The organism is Microcoleus sp. PH2017_28_MFU_U_A, from assembly GCF_020738035.1.
In the GTDB taxonomy this organism is placed as follows: Bacteria; Cyanobacteriota; Cyanobacteriia; order Cyanobacteriales; family Microcoleaceae; genus Microcoleus.
In genome coordinates this window covers 35,479-56,630 of record NZ_JAEQCX010000032.1, presented here as the reverse complement: position 1 = coordinate 56,630, position 21,152 = coordinate 35,479, and the positions used below count along the sequence as shown (strand labels likewise).

Below are 21,152 nucleotides of genomic sequence, written 5' to 3'. Positions count from 1 at the left end.
GTTCTATTATACTATGTTTTGCTGATAGAATCAGGAAGATTCAAAGAAAATTAAAGCCGTCCTAGAAGGACGGGGTTTTAAACCCAATTTTCTGATAAAATTTGCAGGCATCTATCAGCCGAATCGGAGAATTTGTGGGATTAGATTGAGAACGCCATTTTTGGGCAAACTCGGCAATAACAGCCGGCGAAATTTGTTTTTGCAGCCAATCTAAAGCTTGGTCTTGTTCTGCCAAACCGCGATAAAATTTGCTGACATCTATCAATCGCAAATTAGTGTCGCCCGGTGCGGCAGTTGTCCGCCACTTTTGAGCAAATTCCCCTAAAACAGAGGTAGAAACTTGAGTTTGTAGCCAAATCAAGGCAGTATCTTGAGCAGCACTAGCTTGGTAAGATGACAAGAGCTCAGTCAGCCGCGCGGCTGGTACTGGAATTGGTGTCGGAATTGGTGTCGGAGTTGGTATCGGAGTTGGTGTTGGCGCTGTAGGGGGGACAATTACTTTGGGAGATTTTCTCATCAACGCGGCCCAAGTTTTGATGCCTGCCATGCCGTCTGCATTGAGGCCTTGAGATTTTTGAAACGAGATGAGGGCGGCTGTGGTAGAGGTTCCAAATTTGCCATCCATCGCGCCTTGATAGAAGCCTTTACTTCTTAATTGCTTCTGGATGTCTGCAACTTTATAATTTACGGCGCCTTCTCGGACGCTTTCAAAAATATTGGCATCTACATTGCCCGAGACACCCGACACAGTGCTAGTGTCGCTGTACTGCCAAAAAGTCCAAGTCTTCCAGCCACCGGGCACCCAAGGTTCCTCGGCACTGGTATAGTGAGCAATCCATAGGGGGTAATCTGCCAACCGCTGTGTCCCGAGGTTGTCCCAGAAACCGGGGTAGGTGTAGATAATTGGTCGCATCGAGGTGGCTTTTTCCACTGCTTCGAGCCAAGTTGTCGCGCGATCGCACAATTCGTCCCCACTCAAACCGCCTGTAGTTTCCACATCCAAGACTGGTGGCAAATCCCCCGCTTCGAGTTTGACAGTTTTCAAGAACAAATCTATTTCTCCTTGAACGCTGCTTTCCGGTCGAAAAAAGTGATATGCACCGCGTTGAATCCCCGCAGCTTTAATTCCCCCCCAATTCCGGGCGAAAGTTTGGGAAACTAATGTTGCACCTTCCGTCGATTTGACAAATGCGAACAGAATGCCTCCCTTGGCAACGGCTTGCCAATTGACGTTGGGCTGGTAGTCGGAAACATCTATACCGCGAATGCTCATATAATGGAGAGTTTAAGAAAGCTGGCGCAAGTCTGAAGAAGCGACTAGATTAAGGCTACATTAAATTGTAATGCTAAGTTGCTAATTGTTTTTTTGTAGGGGAGATTGTACAAGTGAACCTCGATCGCATAGAGCCAGGCCCCGGTCAAGAGTCGGTTTGGGATTACCCGCGCCCCCCTCGTCTTGAGGAATCGACCAAACACGTAGAGATTATTTTTAACGGAATGACGATCGCCGATACGCGCCGCCCGTTTCGGGTATTGGAGACAAGTCACCCTCCAGCCTACTATATCTCTCCCGAGGACATCCAAATGGAATATTTGCATAAAACTTCACGGGGATCTTGGTGCGAGTGGAAGGGACAAGCGGGTTATTACACTGTGACGGTAGGGTCGAAGGAAGTTGTAAATGCTGCTTGGTTTTATCCTCATCCCAATCAGGTTTTTGCAGCTATTAAAGATTACGTGGCTGTTTATCCGAGCCAGATGGATGCTTGTTATGTGGACGGGGAATTAGTGGAATCTCAACCAGGAGATTTTTACGGAGGTTGGATTACCAAAGATATTGTCGGCCCTTTTAAGGGAGGAATCGGAACTTGGGGTTGGTGAGTTCAACAGTTGACAGTTGACAGTTGACAGTTGACAGTTTGAGAGTTGACAGTTGACAGTTGACAGTTTGAGAGTTGACAGTTGACAGTTGACAGTTTGAGAGTTGACAGTTGAGAGTTGACAGTTGAGAGTTTGAGAGTGATCTCTACCCTTAAGTCCGAGGATTGGAGTAATGAATAGTCTGATTTTAATTTCTCCCGAAAAACGTTCCGGCTTTCAACCAATTCTTTCTGGTAATTGTGAAATTGCTGGGTTTCTCACCACCCTTCGCGGCTTTAGGTTTTGATTTGAGGAATGGCAAAGAAACCGCGTTTTTTACGCACAACTTAGTTACGAGTTCGTCTCGGCTTAAAAACTGATTTTGTTGAGTTAGTCTGCGCCATACATGAGTTAAGGGCGGGCGCAGAAACCTTTTCTTGCGCGACAACAAGCCAACAAGAAAAAAATCAAGAATACTATAAGTCTATTATTAAGCGAGGATGAACCAATGCAATCCACACTGCCGAAGCTAACGAATCAGCCCCTCCTCAAACAAACACTGTAGTCAAGAATACAGCCAATGCTAATAAATAAATGTTAAGATAATTCAAGAGCTGACACTAGATTTGTTGCTGCTGTATTGTTCATTCGGATATGCGCTGTGTCTGTGGAATTTATCGCGCCATCTAACTTCCCTGAAAAACCACCTGAAAATTTAACTTTAGAGTCTACTCTTAAGGATCTGGCTGTCTTTAATTTTCAAATTGAAGCTTCATCCCTAGCCAAAGACGTAGCTCGGTTGTTTCAATCTCACCCCCTGCTTCCGGGAGTTATCTTGACGGTAAATGGAGATTTTTTAGGAATGATATCGCGCAGGCGATTTATGGAAAGGATGAGTCGCCCATACGGAGTAGATATATTTGCTTGCAGACCAATTCTGGCTTTGTATCAAATAGCTCAAACCGATACTTTGATTTTACCAGAAGTAGCCTTAATTGTCATGGCTGCTCAGCGAGCCGTGCAGCGGCCGCCGGAACTACTTTACGAGCCGATTGTTGTGCAGTTAGCACCTCAAGTTTACCGACTGTTAGACGTGCATCAAGTATTGGTAGCTTTAGCTCAAATTCACCAACAAGCTACTTGGTATATTAGTGAGCTTTATTACAATTTATCGGTAATACAATCTGAACTAGAAGCAGCTAATTCTCAATTAAAAACAGCTAATTCCGAATTGTATCGCCTTGCTAACTCCGATGGTTTAACTTTGGTAGCAAACCGCCGCTGTTTTAACGAATATTTAGATAAGACATGGCAGAGATTGGGACAAGAAGCAGCAGAAATATCTTTGATTTTATGTGATATTGACTTTTTTAAGAAATACAACGATAGTTACGGACATCAGGCGGGAGATGCTTGTTTGCAGCAGGTAGCACAAAAAATTGTTGAGGCGGTAAATGACTCGGCAGGCGAAGTTTGGGAGGAAATGCTGGTGGCTCGTTACGGAGGTGAAGAATTTGCGGTAATTTTGCCTCGAACTTCACCAAAGATTGCTGTCTCGATTGCAGAACATATTAGAGTCTCGGTGAAAAAAATGGCAATTGAAAATATTAACTCGCCAGTATCCCCTTGTGTTACACTAAGTTTGGGAGTAGCGAGTACGGTTCCTGTACCGACAATCTCAAAAAAAGATTTGATTGCAGCAGCCGATCGTTCGCTTTATCAGGCAAAAGACGCAGGGCGCGATCGGGTCATATTCGATACTGTAAAGTTAGATTAAGTAGATAAGCGGCAAAAATTGATTCGTAGTCAGGACTTTAGTCCTCATCAAAATTTCAAAAGTTGATTAAGTAGATAAGCGGCAAAAATTGGTTCGTAGTCAGGACTTTAGTCCTCATCAAAATTTGAGGACTTTAGCCCTCACTACGAACAACTTTGATGGGATATGAGATAATTCTGGAGCGACTAGGAAAAATTTAGTTCGATCGCACAATCCACACTTTACATCCAAACCCGCTCGGCCGTCCAGTGCCTGTCCGAAGATTCATAAATCCTCAATCCCTCCAATCGGGCACTTTCCACCATTGTCTCAATCTCATCCAGGGTAAAAGCCGCTTGTAGCGAATCGCTGAACAGTTGTTTCTGATGCGAGTTGCAATCTGCCGCATAGAGCTCGACTAAATTATCCCTAATTTCCCGTGTTTCGGGCCGGAGTAAATCCCGCAAAAATATTGCTCCGTTCGGCTTCAAAACCCGCCGGACTTCGCGTAAAAACGGCAGCGGATCGGGCAAATGGTGGATAATGCTGTTGGAAATCACCATGTCAAAACTATTGTCGGGATAAGGCATGGCTTTAGCATCAATTAATTCGAGATTAATTTGCGATCGCACTCGAGCCTTTTCCACATTCTGCGCTCCAACTTTCAGCATATTTGCCGACAAGTCAATACAGGTCAATTTCCATTCCGGCCGCAGTTGAGTGAGGGCGATTGGAATTCGCGCCGTACCCGTACCCGCGTCCAAAACGTTTCCAAAAACCGGCCCCAAAGCAGCCGCACTCTTGGCAAACGCAGCATTAACCTCAGTGAAGTCCATCGAATCGTATTCGATCGCCTCTTCCAAGGAATCCATCACCTCCGGTTCCAAAACTCGCTCCATAAAATTTATCTTGTCATCTGGGATTTCTATATAGGGGCTGAGTTTCGCCTGCAAAAGCTCCACCAACTCCGGTTCCATATATCTGTAATTATCCGGGATTTGCAGGCAAATAACTTCCTTGTCCTTAATACTGTCGGGAAATTTGCTGCGAAGTCGATCCCCATGCTTCTTTTCCATCACAAATATCAAATCCGCCCAACCGAGCAAACCTTCAGTTACTTTAATTCTCGCACCTTTTTCGGTTCCAGCCGATCGCGCGCTGTACCCGCTAATTTTCTCGCAGATCTTCTCGGCCGTTAAACTCCGCCACTTATTCTGGCTGCACACAAACAATATCTTTGTTCGATCCATTTTATCTGCGTTAATCCGCGTACATCTGCGGTTAAAAATCTCAATTCCATTGCTCCGACCCACCTTGCATATCATAGATAGGGTGTTTTGTCAAATTTGCCAAAATTTCCGTTACAATTATTAACCTATAAAATGCCTGTTTTGCACAAAAACTTGTATTTTTAATATTGGCAGAGTTCGTTTATTTAACGATTTTAAAGAGTTTCAGGCGATAAAAGCAAAAATAGTTATAGCACCCCTTGAGTATCAGAATCGTATAATAGCTCAAACGGCGCAAATTCGTCAAGTAAATGAGAATGGAATCAATAGTGAAGGGTGGTAATTTTGGGGATTTTCGGAGATTGATTGAACATTTAAAACTAAAAATATTTTATTATTTATTCTACTTATCAAAATTGCTTCTGCTGTCCCGATCGCCCTCAACCGCTCAACAATAGAAATAAGCTCGATCTAACTTTCTCCATCTCTGTTATAATTGAGATTAAACGAAGTCGTTATGAGTTCAAGTAAGCAGCTATGACTGAACAAGCCGTAGAAAACCTAGTAATTATTGGCTCTGGCCCCGCAGGATACACAGCAGCCATCTACGCCGGGAGAGCAAACCTCAAACCCGTAGTTTTTGAAGGCTACCAAACCGGAGGAATTCCCGGCGGTCAACTGATGACCACCACAGAAGTCGAAAACTTCCCCGGCTTTCCCGAAGGCATCACCGGGCCACAACTGATGGATCGGATGAAAGCTCAAGCAGTGCGCTGGGGTGCCGAGTTATACACAGAAGATGTAACTTACGTTGATTTAACCCAGCGGCCGTTTACAGTGCGATCGGACGATCGAGAAATCAAAACCCACACGATAGTAATTGCCACAGGTGCGACTGCCAAAAGATTGGGTTTGCCTAGCGAACACGTATTTTGGAGTCACGGGATTTCTGCCTGTGCGATTTGCGACGGCGCCACCCCAATTTTTAAAGGAGTAGATTTAGCTGTCATCGGCGCGGGCGACACCGCAGCGGAAGAATCTATTTATCTGACAAAATACGGCTCTCACGTCCATATGTTGGTGCGGCGCGGTCAGATGCGCGCTAGCAAAGCCATGCAAGACCGAGTGCTGAGCAATCCTAAAATCACCGTGCACTGGAACACCGAAGCTGTGGATGTTTTGGGAGTGCCGGGGAGCAAGATGGATGGGTTGAGAATTAGAAATATTGAGACCGACGCCGAGAGCGATTTGCTGGTGAAGGGTTTGTTTTACGCGATCGGTCACACTCCCAACACTCAGCTTTTCCAAGGTCAGCTAGAACTCGACGAACTAAGCTATATCGCCACGAAACACGGTTCGGTAGAAACCAGCGTCGATGGAGTGTATGCTGTCGGCGACGTGCAAGACCACGAGTTTCGTCAAGCCATCACTGCTGCCGGTAGCGGCTGTATGGGGGCGATGCTAGCCGAAAGGTGGCTGTCATCGAACGGCTTGACTCAGGAATTCCATCAAACCAAGGAATCGCAGCAAGCAGCAGCGCCGCCCGCTCCAAAAGTACGCAAAACCAGCGAGAACTTTGATATCAACGACACTCGCCACGAAGGAGGTTTTGCTTTGCGGAAGTTGTTCCACGAGAGCGATCGACTGATTGTGGTCAAATACTCGGCTCCGAGTTGTGGCCCTTGCCACAGTCTCAAACCGATTTTGAGCAAAGTAATAGATGAGTTCGAGGGCAAAATTCACTACGTGGAAATTGACATCGAAGAAGATCCGGAAATTGCTGAAAATGCTGGCGTGATTGGTACGCCGACGATTCAGTATTTTAAAGATAAAGCTTTGGTGACTGAGCTTAAGGGAGTTAAGCCAAAAAGCCAGTACCGCGAGTTAATTGCCAGCAATTTGTAAGCTCGTGTCGGCAGAGGATGACTGCGATCGGATTGGTTGCTAGTGAGAATTTCAGTCTCCCCCACAGAAGGACTTGCATTCCTCACTACGAACGGCGGACTTGCATTCCTCACTACCAGCCTGGTCGATGTTTGATAAAATTATGACTGGCGCCGATCGAGCAGATTGTTGAGCAAAATCTACCCAGCAACCGAGTCGATCGAACTGCGTCGGTCTGTCCGGAACAAGTACGACCGCTAAACTTTGCCGATCGCGTCCGGAACCTCCAGGATTGGAAGATTTGAAACCATAACTGTCCCGTTGCAAGTGCAGCACAAAGGCACGCCGAACTAACCAATCCCAAGGCGATCGCATACCGGAACTCGAAAGCCTACATAATTAGACTTGAATTGCCAAAATCGAAAAATACCCTGAAACGATCTGCGTTTATCTGTCTTTATCTGTCTGACATCTGCGGTTTCGGGAACGATCGAAGACTTATGCAATTCAAGTCTATTCAAAAAAAACAATATAAAGCCCTCCTAGAAAGACGGGGCTTCTACCCATTTTTCTGATGACACAAACTAACTTGAATCTCCAGCCCGACTACTGGAATAAGATTTGGCAAGAAGAAGGCCGCGGAACTTGGCGTCGATATCCCGGCTGCTTCGGCAGAGTTTGTTGGGCCGTCGGACACGGGCTGGAAGTTTTAGAACTCGGATGCGGTGCAGGTGTCCTGGCTTCTCAGTTGTTAGAGTTTGGCAATTCAGTAACTGGGTTGGATATTTCCGAAGCTGCGATCGCCCAACTTCCCAAACAGATCTCAGGGGTAGTCTCAACTTTACCCGAAATTCCTTTTCCCGATCGCAGTTTTGATGTTGTAGTAGCAACAGAAGTTTTGGAACATATCGACGACGATCGAGCGTGCGTGATAGAAATAGTTAGGGTGTTGCGATCGGGCGGCAGAGCTTTTTTTGCCGTACCCAACGATTGCCTCGGCCCTGATGAAGAACCAGAGCACGTTCGCAAGTACACTCCAGAAAGCCTAATGGATTTACTCTTACCTTACGGCGACGTTTTTACGGAAACATTTATTGATGAGTTCAGTGTTGGCAGAGATCTTATTGCTCTACCAAGCATTTTAGCAGCACTCTACCTTCCCAGCGACAGCGAACTTGTTTGAGTTGCAAGATATCAGGATAAAAAATGAGCATTAGGGCAGCACTCGGACAAAAACCATTTTTATCTTTTTGTGCGATCGTCAAAAATGAAAGCGAGAATTTAGCGCGCTGTTTGGCTAGCGTTCAACCCTACGTTGATGAAATAATTGTAGTCGATACGGGTTCGGAGGACGGTACGCCGGAAATTGCCACTCAGTACGGAGCAAAAGTGGGATATTTTGAGTGGTGCGACGATTTTGCGACGGCGCGGAATTATGCTTTATCTTTAGTGACGGGTGAGTGGATTTTAGTGCTGGATGCAGATGAGGAGTTAGTTGTCACATCAGTAGATTTTAGAGAAACCCTCAAATTCCACCCAGAAGCGCTCGCTTATTCAATAATTAGAACAGAAGTAAGGCATCAAGCGGGAATGACTCCGCTACACATGACTCGTTTATTTCGCAATCTCCCAGAAATTAGATATGTCGGTCGCTTTCACGAGCAAATTCAGTATCAAAACCGCAGTTTTAGCGACAGTGAAGTCAGCAGTTTAGATAGTGTCAGAGTATTGCATCACGCTAACAGCCACCAACAAGTCGCCGCCAAAGTTGTCAACCGCAATATTCCCATCTTAGAGCTGGCCCGACAAGAAGAAGGGCTTAGTCTCATGCTATTGTACTCCCTAGCTGGGATGTACGGCTCAGCGGGCGAGGACGAGAAAGCGCGAGACTGCTGGGAGGAAGCATTAGAAAGATTGTTTCCGCATTTGATAGACGGCAACCCTCCAGAAGAATTTGGTTTCATTCCCTCCTTAGTTTTTACTTTAGCAGGGCGATCGCTCCAAAATCGAGACTATGAAACAACCATGTTACTGTGTCAGCGAGGTCTGGAATGGTGTCCCAACTATCCTCCCCTAAATTATATAGCTGGCATGACATTAATTAATCTAGGATTTCCGTTAGGTGCCGTTGCTTACTTTGAGAATTGCCTGAAACTGGGTAAAGATAACAGCTACTATACAAGAGAGCCTTTCGAGCCAAGTTTCACCACCACCGACCCGGCTTGCTGTTTGGGTCTAGCTTATATTAACCTGAAGCGCTGGTCGGATGCAGTATCGGCATTTGAACTAGCGCTGACTTTCGATGAAAACTGCACAGCAGCCCAGGAAAATTTAGCAAAAATCCGACAAAGCTTCAATCAGTAAACGGCTAAACATGACACTAAACAAAGTTCAATTACCGCGATTTCTCAACATTGCCTCACCGTCAAGCCTGTCAATGAAAATGATGTGGGCGGGTTTGGCAATAACTGCCTTATTTATCATAGTAGCAACCTTATCTCCCGTCATGCAAGGTTGGGGATGGCTGCAAAATCCTACCGATGCTTTGATTAACCCGATTCACGAACCGCCGTCGGCGAATTATTGGTTCGGTACCAGCCGCAGCGGCTACGATGTTTTTTCGCGCACGCTGTTTGCTTCGCGGGCGGCTTGGCAAGTCGTGATTTTAGCCACAGCGTTGAGTTTGTTTATCGGCGTGCCGCTGGGTTTGGTTAGCGGTTATTTGGGTGGCAAGCTCGATCGCGTGCTGTTATTTTTAATGGATACAATTTATACGTTGCCGGGATTGCTGCTTTCGTTAACTTTAGCATTTGTCGTGGGAAAAGGAGTATTGAATGCTGCGATCGCCCTGAGCATTTCCTACATCCCTCAATACTACCGCGTCGTCAGGAATCACACCGCCAGCGTCAAAACCGAATTATTTGTCGAAGCCGCCCGCGCCATGGGTGCTGACACTTGGACAGTGTTGTCGCGCTACCTGTTTCTCAACGTAATTCAGAGCGTACCGGTGCTGTTCGCGCTCAACGCCGCCGATGCAATTCTAACATTAGGAGGCTTAGGATTTCTCGGTTTGGGACTTCCCGAAGAAACTCCGGAATGGGGACACGATTTGCGTTTAGCTTTAGATGCGCTACCTACGGGCATTTGGTGGACGGCTTTGTTTCCCGGTTTGGCAATGACTTTAATGGTTGTTGGGCTGTCTTTGGTGGGAGAAGGATTGAACGAATTTGTCAATCCCCGGCTGCGGAACCAGCAGTAATAGGAAAGATTGGTTCGTAGTGAGGACTTCAGTCCTTTCTTCTCTTATAATTATAGTCCTACAAAAAGGTTCGTAGTGAGGACTTCAGTCCTTTCTTCTCTTATAATTATAGTCCTAAAAAAGGTTCGTAGTGAGGACTTCAGTCCTTGCCTTTCTCAATACTCTAGTCTAAAAAGGTTTGATCGTTCGGACTTGGGTCCTTTCTTTTCCGAGGACTAAAGTCCTGACTACGAACTGTTTGACAAGCAAACGCAAAAGATGAAATACCAAACATTTCTCGAACACATATCCGAGTTGTACAATAACTGGGGGACACCGCAAGCCGAACCAAAATCCAGTCAATTTCAGCAAATAATCAACTCTCTGCAAACCACAACGACAGCCAATGCAATGCAGTTGCTAAATTTTGCTGTCGAATGTATGTCTCCCGAAGAAATTTACTGCGAAATCGGCTGCTTTCAAGGCGGCAGCTTAATCGGTACGCTGCTAAATCATTCACAAATAACCGCTTGTGCCGTTGATGACTTTTCGGAATTTGATACTTTTGGCGACAGCAGCGATAATTTAGGAGAAAACCTAGCCAACTTTAATATATCGGAACAAGTTGTTTTTTGCAATCAAAATTTTGAGGAATTTTTCTGGGATTTGCGGGAAATGCAATCTGCCGATCGCATTGGTGTATTGTTTTATGATGCCGCTCACGATTATCGATCGCACTTACTAGCTTTACTTTTATCCAAACCTTTTTTAGCAGACTCGGCACTGATTGTCGTCAGCAATAGCAATTGGGAGACTCCGCGTCAAGCCAACTGGGATTTTATCGCCGCCCACCCTCAATGCCAACTGCTATTTGATTTTTCTGCACCTGAATTTAGCGATGCTTGGAATGGCTTGCAGGTTTTTAGTTGGGATGTCGTCAATACATCCGGCAATTACGAGTGGTCAACTTTTCAGCAATTGGGCAGTCGAGCTGCGATTCAATCAATTTACGATTTGCAGCAATCCGATCGAAAAAAAATCACCGCAGAGCTGTACAGTCAAGCTTTAAACCTGCACCAAGCCGGACAATTTATAGCAGCAGAGGAGAAGTACAAGCAGGTTTTGCAGTACGATCCAAATCAAGTAGATGCTTGGCAAAATCTCGGTACACTTTATTATGCCACAGAGCGGTATCGAGAAGCGCAAGATCTGCTGAGCGAATGTTTGGCGGTGGATTCCTCCGTAGCTGGCGCTCATTACAGCTTGGGCTTGGTGTTGGAAAAAACCGGGGATGTTATCGGTGCCGTAAGAGCTTATCGAGAGGCGATCGCCCTCGAACCCAACTGCATTGATGCTTATAATAATTTAGGCAATATTTTAGGACAAATCGGCGATGTCGATCGAGCTGAGTCAATTTACCGTCAAGCGATCGCACTTAATCCCGCTCATTTTGGCAGCTATCTGAATCTGGGAAACTTGCTACTGTCGAAAACAGAAGTCGATCGCGCGATCGAGCTTTACGAAACTGCCCTGCAATTGCAGCCCGATGCTGCTGAAGTTGTCGCCAATCTCGACTTTGCCCGCCGTCTCAAAAATGACCCAATTCAAGCATACCTTTATTTTGGCAACGATTGCTATGGGCGCGGTGAATATCAACAAGCCGTTATCGAGTACAGGAAATTTTTAGAAGTTCAAACAGGCGACCTTCAATTATACTTGAATTTGGCTGAGTGTTACCAACATTTAGATGAATATGCAGCCGCCATTCAAGTTTGCCGGGAGGCGATCGAGCTTTATCCAGCAGACGCCAGTCTTTACCGCAATTTAGTCTTGGCTTTGGTAGCATCCGGGAGAAATTCAGAAGCGATCGCAATTGCGACCGATGCGTCGAGTTTATTTCCCGAAGACAGCTTTTTTAATCCGGGACAGTATTTAATTCTGCCGGTGATTTATCAAAGTGTAGAGGAAATAGCTGTTTATCGCGATCGGTTCGAGACGGGAATCAAACTGTTAATCCAACAAACCAACCTCGATACAGATGCAGGCCAACAAAAAGCCTTAACAATTATCAGTCAGCACACCAACTTCTTTCTAGCTTACCAAGGCGGCAACGACTTAGATATCCAGAAACAGTACGGGCAATTTGTTCGCAAAGTCATGGCTGCTAACTACCCGCAGTGGGTAAAGGATTTACCGCTACCTCCCCCCAGCAAAACCGGAAAAATTCGCATCGGCTACATATCTGGTTGCTTGTGGGGACATACAGTCGGCAAATTAACCCTCGGCTGGCTGCAACACAGCAGCAGCGAATTTGAAGTATATTGCTATCAAATTACCGAGACGCAAGACAACTTTACTCAACAGTTCCGATTTTACAGCGATACTTTCCACTACATCCCTGGCAACTTAGAATTAATCTGCCAACAAATTATTGCTGACCAATTACACGTACTGGTTTTCCTCGATATTGGGCTGCAACCGCAAATGACTCAACTTGCAGCCTTGCGCCTTGCTCCCATTCAGTGTACCTCTTGGGCGCATCCGATGACTTCAGGATTGCCCACCGTCGATTACTTCCTCTCCAGCGACTTGATGGAACCGGAAAATGCTGTTTTACATTATTCCGAAAAATTAATTCGCTTGCCGAATATTGGCATTTCTTACCCGCAGCCCACGATTCCTAGCACAACGGCCACTCGTGCAAATTTTTGCCTGCGGGAGGGGGCTGTTGTTTATCTCTGCTGTCAAACTCTCTGCAAATACCTGCCGCAGCACGACTATATGTTCGCGGAAATTGCCCGACAGGTTCCTCAAGCTCAGTTTGCCTTTATATCACGTCCGAATGTTGATATTGGTAAACTGTTTCAGCAGCGCCTCCAGCGGACTTTTGCTAAGTACGGTTTGGATAGCGCTGATTTTTGCGCGATTTTACCTAAAATGGATGAGAAAGCTTATTGGAATCTTCAACTTTTGTCTGATGTTTTTCTCGACAGTTTCGGTTGGTCTGGAGGTCACACGACTTTGGAAGCGATCGCGTGCAATTTACCAATTGTCACTTGTCCGGGAGAATTTATGCGGGGCCGCCATTCCTCTGGGATTTTGCAAATGCTGGGAGTCACCGAAACAGTTGCTCAAACCGCAGCAGAATACGTAAAAATAGCTGTGAGGCTGGGCTTAGAATCGGAATGGAGGCAGAGTATTGCCGATCGAATTTTGCAAAGACAAGGGCGTCTGTACGGCGATAAAACTTGCGTCGCAGCCCTTGAAGCTTTTTATTATCGTGCAGTTGAGTCAGTTTAATTATTCGATCGCGGTTGTCGGAGGTTTGGAGTCGCCAAGCGGTGATTGAGTGCCCAACAGGAGTGGCGATCGCGATCGGTTGCACAGTTGTTTTTAATAGGATAATGATGGCGGCAAATTTTTTGTCCTTGCCACCAACCTTTATACTTAAGCCTGAGTCTGGTTTTGCCGCTCCCTGTTTTCCAACAGAAGACAACTGTTTTGTCAGATCCTAGTCCCGATCCCATGAATCATTCCCCACGCCCAATCCCCAATCTTGCATCTAAAATAGCATGAGTTGGTTTTAAATACAGCAGGTCGTCCCGTAATATTACTTAGTATTGCGGAGAAAAGGTTCATCGTGTCTTTATATTGCAGCGGATATTTTTTAATTAAGTATAAAGTTGCACGTCTTTTCAACAATCAGGTCAGACAATTTTCGATTTGAGATTTTCGATGGAATCAGCTATACCATGATGGTTGGGATCGCGGGTCTACCATCGCATTTTTTGAGGGAACAGGTGTCGGTTGAACGGCTAGCTCCTCTCAAGAGAGCTTGGAGTTTCTCAAATCCATCAAGTGTCGCCATGGAGGCGATCGCCCGTGAGGAAGATCTGCCTCGGCGAGATCGAGGTAAACTTAGTAATATTGGACTTAAGTTGTTTCTGAGATTAAAATGAATGTAGATATTAGCTAGAGAGACAAGCAATCCCCGAACAGTTCGCAGCGTAACAATTACCGCAGGAGCGAACTCTTAGCAAACTTTCTCATTCTGGCTGTTATCTCTGAGACCGCAAAGCTCACAGACAAGCTTAAATGAGAATGTGACGTTACGAACTTAATGTGATGTAATGTCAAAAGCAGCCCCAATTTTTCAAAATTGAGCTAACTTAACAAAGAAAGCCCCTGTTGCACTACTAAACCCGCAACGCTTCATTGGGGGCGATCGTCGGTCTCTCATGAGAGAGTTGCCGACTTACAACTAAAGCTCACAAGCTTTATTCAATCGCAGATTGCGTATGATTCAATTCAGGGAAACAGGGTAAAGATGGGTGCATCTACACGGATTGTATTGGTCTCAATTCCGGCAAGTCAAAAATTGTCTGCTAACTCTCTGGCAGACTGCGCCGCAGCCTTTAACCCAGATATCCACACAAAACAGCGCCGTTCGATCGCGCCCAAGTTTTTCCGGGCCGTTCTCAGGATTTAGCTGAGCCAGACATGAGTCAGTATTGTCAAGCTAAGCTGACAAAGTTTTCTAGGTTCTTGACAAAAAACGGAAAACAACTTCCATTTTTTGTGAGAACGGCTACAATCGTAAGGGTCTTTCCAAGATCCGATTCTCACAGTTTGGTGCTTCGACTCTCTGCTGTTACATTTGAGGCAGCAGACCCGCATCCAAGGTGGCGAAAATTTGCCGTGCAACTGTGATGTCTGACGACCAGAGTGAAAGCAGCAAGCAAATCAAAAGTTGGACACCCATAACAGAAAAGTTAGAGGGTTCCGTGCCAGAAAACTTGTACGGGTAAAACATCGAAGTGCCGAGTAAAAAAGCCAGTATTTTTTGAGGTGCGATCGCATCTCCGGGTTTGCTTTTCTGGGTCAGGTATCGCAGACGATGCGTTAACTAGCCCAAACAAGAAAAAGCCGCACGCTCAATCCGAGGTTGCGACGTTAAAGTCGGCGATCGAGTGAATGCGCTGGCTACTTCTTTCCCAGAGCTCGAACTTTGACTCATAAAATTGGTGCGGTTTCGGTTACTGCTTCACTTAGCAGACCGAAAATTCCACGATTTCTTCCTGCGGGAATGTCAATACTGGCTAACTTGTCTAAACTACAAACAGACACTATTCCACTGTTATTTATTCTTTAATTCAGGAGCATGAGGAAGGCGGCATGATCCAGGCTAACACCGTACTCGAAACCAAAATTACACCCAAAATGGAAACTATCGAGTTGCTGAGGAACGCCGAAAGCGTTCTACCTGAGAGCGAGTTGGAACTCTTTATCGACGAAGAAGACGATCGAGAAGATTTTCTAGACAACCCGTCTGAGGAGGACGACACTAAAGCTGGCAAAGGCGCGAAAGCCCGCCGTCGGGCTCAGGCAAAGAAAAAGCATTATACAGAAGACTCTATTCGTCTCTACCTGCAAGAAATCGGTCGGATTCGACTGTTGCGAGCAGACGAAGAGATTGAACTCGCCCGCAAGATTGCAGATTTGCTGGAATTGGAGCGAGTTCGAGAACAATTGCTCGAAGAGTTAGACCGCGAACCTAAAGACAACGAATGGGCTACTGCTGTAGACATGGCACTACCTGCATTCCGTCACCGACTCCACGTTGGTAGGCGCGCCAAGGAGAAGATGGTGCAATCAAACCTGCGTTTGGTGGTGTCGATCGCCAAAAAGTACATGAATCGCGGTTTGTCTTTCCAAGATTTGATTCAAGAAGGCTCTTTGGGTCTAATCCGGGCTGCTGAAAAATTCGACCACGAAAAAGGCTACAAATTTTCCACCTACGCAACTTGGTGGATACGTCAAGCCATCACCAGAGCAATCGCCGATCAATCCCGGACTATCCGCCTCCCGGTTCACCTTTACGAAACCATCTCGCGGATCAAAAAAACTACCAAGCTGCTTTCTCAGGAAATGGGCCGCAAGCCTACGGAAGAAGAAATCGCCACCAAGATGGAGATGACCATCGAGAAGTTGCGCTTTATTGCTAAATCCGCACAGTTGCCAATTTCTTTAGAAACTCCGATCGGCAAAGAGGAAGACTCGCGTCTGGGAGACTTTATTGAATCTGACGGGGAAACGCCAGAAGATCAAGTCTCAAAGAACTTGCTCAGGGAAGATTTGGAAAGCGTTTTGGACACTCTCAGCCCCCGAGAACGGGATGTACTGAGGCTGCGTTACGGCTTAGATGACGGACGGATGAAGACCTTGGAGGAAATTGGTCAAATCTTTAACGTCACTCGCGAGAGGATTCGCCAAATCGAGGCTAAAGCCCTGCGGAAATTGCGCCATCCCAACCGTAACAGCATCTTAAAAGAATATATCCGCTAGAGCATTTGTCTCGCATCACCCAAAAGAGTGATTTGCTCTTTTGGGGTGGAACCCCCTACCCCAAAAAGAGCGATCGCTGTTAAACATTGTACTGCTCAATGCACGACGGCAATTAGCTATTTGCTGCGGGTAAATTCTCCTGCAAAAATTGCGCTGCTAAAAACGCACGGGCAAAATTTTGGGAGTCCCCAAAAGAACTCCCAAGCTTTGCAGTGTCTGAAAAGTTTTAACTAGAAAATTAGATCAGGCCCCAGAAGTGCAGCACGCCTTGACCGGAAACCAATTCAATGATGACAGCGGCAGAGAAACCAATCATTGCTAAACGACCGTTCCAATTTTCAGCACCTGCGCTGAAGCCCCAGTTCCAAGCGTTGCGTTTTTGTTCTTGCATAGTGCGAACTCCCTTCATTAACTTTTGTAAGGCTCATGTTAATTAATATAACAGTTACTTGAAAAAAATGCAAGTTTGTGATGCGTGATATCGATCGCAAAGGTCGATCGACCTTTCTCCTGTTTCCTACCGAGGAAAAATCGCCAATTCGGTATCAGGATCGAACAAGTGAATTTTGTCATGGGCGATCGCCAGCCAAAGCTCCTCGCCAACACGGATCGATCGCTCGGGAGGCACCCGCACCTGCATCCGCACAGCCCGATCGTCAGTCAAACACACCCGCAAATAAGTTTCGTGTCCCAAAGCCTCCACAATTTCCACTTGTACCGACAAATTTTTGGTAGCAGGAGGGTTAATGCTGAGATGTTCCGGGCGAATGCCCAAAATCAGTCCTCGCCCGTCATATTTTTGTAGATTTTTCGCCCAAATATCGGGTAAAGTAAAGCGAAACTGCGGGTGAGAAATCAACAGCGGCGCGGTAAACTGCACGGGCAAAAAATTCATCGGCGGAGAACCGATAAACTCAGCCACAAATAGATTAGCTGGCTTGTTGTAAAGCTCTAGAGGCTTAGCGACTTGCTGAAGCTGGCCAGCATTCATAATCGCAATGCGATCGCCCATAGTCATCGCCTCAGTTTGGTCGTGAGTCACATAAATAGTGGTAGTGCCCAACTGCCGCTGCAACTGCACAATTTGCGATCGAGTTTCCGCCCTCAACTTCGCATCAAGATTCGATAGCGGTTCGTCCATCAAAAACACTTCAGGATTTCGAGCCATCGCCCTACCCAAAGCCACCCGCTGCTTTTGTCCTCCCGAAAGTTGTTTCGGCAAGCGATTTAAAAGCGGTTCTATTTGCAATAATTGAGCAACCGCCCTAACTCTTTCTCCTACCGCCTTTTCCCGTTCCGACAAATAGCGCAAACCCGGAGGAAGCTTGCGAGTTGCTCCCACTAAAAAGTCCTCCCCTAAAGTATATATTCGCTCTTTGCTTACAGTATTAGAAGCTAAATAATCGATCGCCTCTTCTATCTTATTCCTGATTAGTTCTACCTTCTCCCTTCTTCCTTTTTCTGTCACTGTCACTGTCTCTGCTTCCTCATTCCTTCTTCCCTCTTCCCTCTTCCCTCTTCCCTCTTCCCTCTTCCCTCTTCCTTCTTCCTTCTTCCCTCGGACTTCTTCCTTCTGTGAGCGGCGCAATCCAAAGGCGAGATTATCGTAGACTGTTAAGTGAGGATAGAGAGCATAATTTTGAAACACCATAGCGATATCTCGGTCTTTTGGAGGTAAATCATTAACGAGCCGATCGCCAATCCAGATATTGCCGGCTGTCAAAACTTCCAAACCTGCGATCGATCGCAGCAAAGTGCTTTTTCCGCAGCCCGAAGGCCCCACCAACACCATGAATTCCCCGTCGAGGACGGTCAGGTTAATCCGCCGCAAAACAGTGTTAGACGAAGAGCTAGGAGTCTCTGTTGAGACACTTTCTGCGACGTTGTTTGCTACTTTTTCCTGTTCTCCTTGGCGGAGGGGAAAACTTTTGTAGATATTTTCTAATACAACTTGCGCCATCAAACGATTTTAGATTTTAGATTTGGAGGAAGGAAGAAGGAAGAAGGAAGAGGGAAGAGGGAAGAATAATGGGAGAATTTCATTTTTGTAAAAATAATTTTTTCTTTTAGTGTGATCGTCCCCGGTCGCTTGCCGATCTAACCCTCGCGAGCGGGGACAGCACTATAAAAACAAAACTGAGATGCTCCCCAAATAATTACCCATTACCAATGACTACTGACTATTGACTACTGACTACTGACTATTGACTACTGACTACTGACTACTGACTACTGACTACTGACTATTGACTATTGACTACTGATAACCTTGATAATTCTTTCACCAGGATTGAGGTCAAAAACCCGATCGCCCGGAGCATCCTTCCCCCAAAAAGCTATAGCATCAGTAGTCGATCGCAGCAGGCGGCCAGCAGTCGTAAAAAGTTTAACATCCGTACCCGGAACAGCCCGCAGCAATCCAACCAAAGCATCTTTAGGCTCTGCAAAGCGAAAAGCTTGAGTGCCAATTTCGCCGCGGTTAGTCAGCCTGACAGAACCCGCAGGCATTCGTTTAGCCCAACCCAACTCCGAAATTAGCACCAGACTGTCCTCCCGGTCGATCGTAATACAACCCACCAACTGTTCCTGCTTCCGCAACCTGGTGACTTGAGAACCCTGGGCGGTGCGGCCCATGGGCGGCAGTTGTTCGTCATCAACATCAAATCGGAGGACTCGACCTCCCGAAGTTGCGACGACCACTTGGTCGCCAACTTTGCTGAGACTAGCATTACGCAGTCGATCGTCCTCCTTGAGTTTAACAACAGTCACGCCGCGATTAGTCAGCTCAGCAAATTCCTGCATCGGCAAGCGCTTAATTTTGCCTTGTTGAGTCAGAGTTACTAAATCCGCAGCCTCCGAATTTTCCGGCAAAATAAAGTGTGCAACTGTGATTTCCGAGAAAGCACGACCTGCACTTTCTTTAGTAGCACTGGGCGACAACAAACTAACAATCGGCGTTCCCCGGTCTTTTTGGCTGCTACTAGGAATATCAGCCACTTTCAGCGGATAAGCTTTGCCGTTAGGAATTAAGACGACCAAAGTGCGATCGGTTTTTGTCAGGTTTGCCGTCACAATAAAATCTTCATTTTTTTCTAAAGCTGAAACCGATTTTTCGCGACTTTTCGAGCGCGGGCGTTCCGCAGCGGGCAATCGTCTCACGTACTGCTTGTGCGAAAATTCAACAATAGTTTCCTCCGGTTCAATATCGGGCAATAAATTAGGTGAAATTGTTGCCGGCAACAAAGGCTTCACACCAGCATTTTTCTTGCCAGCCGGTTGTGTTTGAGCAGTTCTGGCGCGTCCGGTTCCATTGGCAAATTTAGTGCGACGTTCGTCAGCGTACTTGCGTTTTAGCGATCGCAATTCCTTCTTTAAAGCCTTCAAAAGTTCGCGCCTGTCGCTCAACAACCGCTGCAATTCTTGAATATTCCCCATCAACTCATCCAACTCAGACTGCAAATTTTGCCTTTCCATACCAGTCAGCCGACGCATCGGCATCGCCAAAATCGCATCAGCTTGACTTTCGCTCAGATTAAGGCGAACTTGGAAAGTTTGCTTAGCAGTAGTCCCGTCAGGAGCATTTCTGAGAATGTCGATCGCAGTATCAAGATTTGTCAAAGCCAACATTAAGCCTTGGACAATGTGACAGCGACGTTCTGCCGCCTGCAACTCGTAATTGTAGCGGCGGGTGAGAGTCACTTCTCGGAAATCGAGAAATTCTTGCAACAATTGTCTCAAGGTCAACTGTCGGGGTTGACCGTTGACAATTGCCAGCAAAATCGCGCCAAAATTTGTTTGCAGGTCAGTTTGTTGGTAAAGACGAGCCAGCACCGCCTCTGGAGTAAATTCTCGTTTAAGTTCAATTACAACTCGAATGCCTTCGCGATCGCTCTCGTCACGCAAATCAGAAATACCGTCGAGGCGGCCGGCATTCACCAACTCCGCCACCTTTTCAATCCAAGCTGCCTTATTTACCTGAAACGGAAACTCCGTCACGACGATCGCCGTTTTAGTTCGTACCTTGCGATTCCCAGGCACTTCTTCCACCCCAGCTATACCCCTGACCGCAATGCTACCTCGACCCTTAGTGTAGGCATCAACAATGCCCTCTGTAGAGACGATTTCCCCTCCGGTCGGGAAATCTGGGCCCGGAATTAGTTCGATCAACTTCTCATCCGAGATCTCCGGATTTTCAATCAAAGCAATTAAACCGTCTACCACCTCGCCCAAATTGTGCGGCGGGATATTAGTAGCCATCCCGACAGCAATGCCAGTACAACCGTTGAGCAACAGAAACGGCAACTGAGCAGGGAGCGCCGTCGGTTCCTGCTGCGAACTGTCAAAGTTATTAGTAAAATCAACAGTTGCGTCACCGACTTGGGTTAGCATGGCTTCGTGGGCGATCGATGCCAGTCTAGTTTCCGTGTAGCGCATCGCAGCAGCAGGGTCATTGTCCACCGAACCGAAATTGCCGTGACCCGCCAGCAAAGGATAGCGGCTCGAAAACTCCTGAGCCATTCGCACCAGAGCGTCGTAAACCGATTGGTCGCCGTGGGGGTGATATTTTCCCAAAACATCTCCAACTACCCGGGCGCACTTGCGGTAAGGTCGGTCTGGTGTCAAACCGAGTTCGTGCATCGCGTACAAAATTCGACGGTGCACAGGTTTTAAACCGTCGCGGACATCAGGCAAAGCTCGCCCGACGATCACACTCATGGCATATTCGAGGTACGATTGCTGCATCTCGGCGTGCAGAGGCGTAGAAATTACTTGCCCGGAAAGTAGGTTGAGTTGTTTAGCCATGAGTCCTTATGTCTAATTACTAGATAGCAGAATATCG

At 46.5% G+C, this 21,152-nt stretch carries 16 protein-coding genes; 9 read left to right on the top strand and 7 right to left on the bottom strand.

Annotation, left to right across the window (positions count from 1 at the left end):
• Positions 1–61: 61 nt before the first annotated feature.
• Positions 62–1,273, bottom strand: a complete 1,212-nt coding sequence (locus tag JGK14_RS05580) for a GH25 family lysozyme (protein WP_293216144.1) — start codon at positions 1,271–1,273, stop codon at positions 62–64.
• Positions 1,274–1,386: 113 nt separating this feature from the next.
• Here JGK14_RS05580 and JGK14_RS05575 point away from each other — a divergent pair, with 113 nt between their 5' ends.
• Together JGK14_RS05575 and JGK14_RS05570 are read left to right on the top strand one after the other, a co-directional pair.
• A complete protein-coding gene (locus JGK14_RS05575) occupies positions 1,387–1,881 on the top strand; it encodes a DUF427 domain-containing protein (RefSeq protein WP_293216142.1) in 495 nt (164 codons plus the stop codon).
• Positions 1,882–2,521: 640 nt separating this feature from the next.
• The gene (locus JGK14_RS05570; RefSeq protein WP_293204765.1) at positions 2,522–3,637 is read left to right on the top strand and encodes a GGDEF domain-containing protein; all 1,116 of its coding nucleotides are present in this window, start codon (positions 2,522–2,524) and stop codon (positions 3,635–3,637) included.
• 221 nt (positions 3,638–3,858) lie between these two features.
• Here the strand turns inward: JGK14_RS05570 and JGK14_RS05565 are convergent, their stop codons facing one another.
• The gene (locus JGK14_RS05565) at positions 3,859–4,866 is read right to left on the bottom strand and encodes a methyltransferase domain-containing protein (RefSeq protein ID WP_293204763.1); all 1,008 of its coding nucleotides are present in this window, start codon (positions 4,864–4,866) and stop codon (positions 3,859–3,861) included.
• Positions 4,867–5,382: 516 nt separating this feature from the next.
• Here JGK14_RS05565 and trxB point away from each other — a divergent pair.
• Entirely contained in the window at positions 5,383–6,750 is a 1,368-nt protein-coding gene (gene trxB, locus JGK14_RS05560) for a thioredoxin-disulfide reductase (protein WP_293185824.1), read from the top strand.
• A gap of 51 nt (positions 6,751–6,801) precedes the next feature.
• On the opposite strand, the gene JGK14_RS05555 is transcribed toward trxB, so the two are convergent.
• Positions 6,802–7,104 carry a hypothetical protein gene (locus JGK14_RS05555; RefSeq protein WP_293185823.1) on the bottom strand — a complete coding sequence of 101 codons (303 nt, stop codon included), beginning with the start codon at positions 7,102–7,104 and terminating at the stop codon, positions 6,802–6,804.
• A gap of 199 nt (positions 7,105–7,303) precedes the next feature.
• Here JGK14_RS05555 and JGK14_RS05550 point away from each other — a divergent pair, with 199 nt between their 5' ends.
• From JGK14_RS05550 to JGK14_RS05535, 4 genes are all read left to right on the top strand, one after another.
• On the top strand, positions 7,304–7,912 hold the full coding sequence (locus JGK14_RS05550; RefSeq protein ID WP_293185821.1) for a class I SAM-dependent methyltransferase: 609 nt from the start codon (positions 7,304–7,306) through the stop codon (positions 7,910–7,912).
• 23 nt (positions 7,913–7,935) lie between these two features.
• On the top strand, positions 7,936–9,093 hold the full coding sequence (locus tag JGK14_RS05545) for a glycosyltransferase family 2 protein (protein ID WP_293216140.1): 1,158 nt from the start codon (positions 7,936–7,938) through the stop codon (positions 9,091–9,093).
• A 10-nt stretch (positions 9,094–9,103) separates the two neighbouring features.
• On the top strand, positions 9,104–9,988 hold the full coding sequence (locus JGK14_RS05540; RefSeq protein ID WP_293185819.1) for an ABC transporter permease: 885 nt from the start codon (positions 9,104–9,106) through the stop codon (positions 9,986–9,988).
• Positions 9,989–10,246: 258 nt separating this feature from the next.
• A complete protein-coding gene (locus tag JGK14_RS05535) occupies positions 10,247–13,267 on the top strand; it encodes a tetratricopeptide repeat protein (RefSeq protein WP_325314834.1) in 3,021 nt (1,006 codons plus the stop codon).
• On the opposite strand, the gene JGK14_RS05530 is transcribed toward JGK14_RS05535, so the two are convergent.
• Complete coding sequence (locus tag JGK14_RS05530; protein WP_293189374.1) at positions 13,264–13,494, bottom strand: hypothetical protein; 231 nt, start codon at positions 13,492–13,494, stop codon at positions 13,264–13,266. The genes JGK14_RS05535 and JGK14_RS05530 overlap by 4 nt on opposite strands.
• 800 nt (positions 13,495–14,294) lie before the next feature.
• On the opposite strand from JGK14_RS05530, the gene JGK14_RS05525 reads away from it, so the two are divergent.
• Positions 14,295–14,456, top strand: a complete 162-nt coding sequence (locus JGK14_RS05525) for a hypothetical protein (protein WP_293178500.1) — start codon at positions 14,295–14,297, stop codon at positions 14,454–14,456.
• A 686-nt stretch (positions 14,457–15,142) separates the two neighbouring features.
• The gene (gene rpoD, locus JGK14_RS05520) at positions 15,143–16,312 is read left to right on the top strand and encodes an RNA polymerase sigma factor RpoD (RefSeq protein WP_293178503.1); all 1,170 of its coding nucleotides are present in this window, start codon (positions 15,143–15,145) and stop codon (positions 16,310–16,312) included.
• A gap of 238 nt (positions 16,313–16,550) precedes the next feature.
• Here rpoD and JGK14_RS05515 read toward each other — a convergent pair whose 3' ends face one another.
• The 3 genes from JGK14_RS05515 to JGK14_RS05505 all read right to left on the bottom strand — a co-directional run bounded on the left by JGK14_RS05515 (position 16,551) and on the right by JGK14_RS05505 (position 21,115).
• Entirely contained in the window at positions 16,551–16,703 is a 153-nt protein-coding gene (locus JGK14_RS05515; RefSeq protein ID WP_293178506.1) for a chlorophyll A-B binding protein, read from the bottom strand.
• A gap of 126 nt (positions 16,704–16,829) precedes the next feature.
• Positions 16,830–18,272 (bottom strand): ATP-binding cassette domain-containing protein, encoded by a 1,443-nt coding sequence (locus tag JGK14_RS05510; RefSeq protein ID WP_293269336.1) that lies wholly within the window; start codon positions 18,270–18,272, stop codon positions 16,830–16,832.
• 290 nt (positions 18,273–18,562) lie between these two features.
• A complete protein-coding gene (locus tag JGK14_RS05505; RefSeq protein WP_293189378.1) occupies positions 18,563–21,115 on the bottom strand; it encodes a DNA gyrase/topoisomerase IV subunit A in 2,553 nt (850 codons plus the stop codon).
• Between the last annotated feature and the right edge of the window lie 37 nt (positions 21,116–21,152).

Bases quoted from the DNA above. Each gene is read 5' to 3' on its own strand.
- JGK14_RS05580 (WP_293216144.1), bottom strand. From the start codon at position 1,273: ATGAGCATTCGCGGTATAGATGTTTCCGACTACCAGCCCAACGTCAAT.
- JGK14_RS05565 (WP_293204763.1), bottom strand. From the start codon at position 4,866: ATGGATCGAACAAAGATATTGTTTGTGTGCAGCCAGAATAAGTGGCGG.
- trxB (WP_293185824.1), top strand. From the start codon at position 5,383: ATGACTGAACAAGCCGTAGAAAACCTAGTAATTATTGGCTCTGGCCCC.
- JGK14_RS05555 (WP_293185823.1), bottom strand. From the start codon at position 7,104: ATGCGATCGCCTTGGGATTGGTTAGTTCGGCGTGCCTTTGTGCTGCAC.
- JGK14_RS05550 (WP_293185821.1), top strand. From the start codon at position 7,304: ATGACACAAACTAACTTGAATCTCCAGCCCGACTACTGGAATAAGATT.
- JGK14_RS05545 (WP_293216140.1), top strand. From the start codon at position 7,936: ATGAGCATTAGGGCAGCACTCGGACAAAAACCATTTTTATCTTTTTGT.
- JGK14_RS05540 (WP_293185819.1), top strand. From the start codon at position 9,104: ATGACACTAAACAAAGTTCAATTACCGCGATTTCTCAACATTGCCTCA.
- JGK14_RS05535 (WP_325314834.1), top strand. From the start codon at position 10,247: ATGAAATACCAAACATTTCTCGAACACATATCCGAGTTGTACAATAAC.
- JGK14_RS05530 (WP_293189374.1), bottom strand. From the start codon at position 13,494: ATGGGATCGGGACTAGGATCTGACAAAACAGTTGTCTTCTGTTGGAAA.
- JGK14_RS05525 (WP_293178500.1), top strand. From the start codon at position 14,295: ATGGGTGCATCTACACGGATTGTATTGGTCTCAATTCCGGCAAGTCAA.
- rpoD (WP_293178503.1), top strand. From the start codon at position 15,143: ATGATCCAGGCTAACACCGTACTCGAAACCAAAATTACACCCAAAATG.
- JGK14_RS05515 (WP_293178506.1), bottom strand. From the start codon at position 16,703: ATGCAAGAACAAAAACGCAACGCTTGGAACTGGGGCTTCAGCGCAGGT.
- JGK14_RS05510 (WP_293269336.1), bottom strand. From the start codon at position 18,272: ATGGCGCAAGTTGTATTAGAAAATATCTACAAAAGTTTTCCCCTCCGC.
- JGK14_RS05505 (WP_293189378.1), bottom strand. From the start codon at position 21,115: ATGGCTAAACAACTCAACCTACTTTCCGGGCAAGTAATTTCTACGCCT.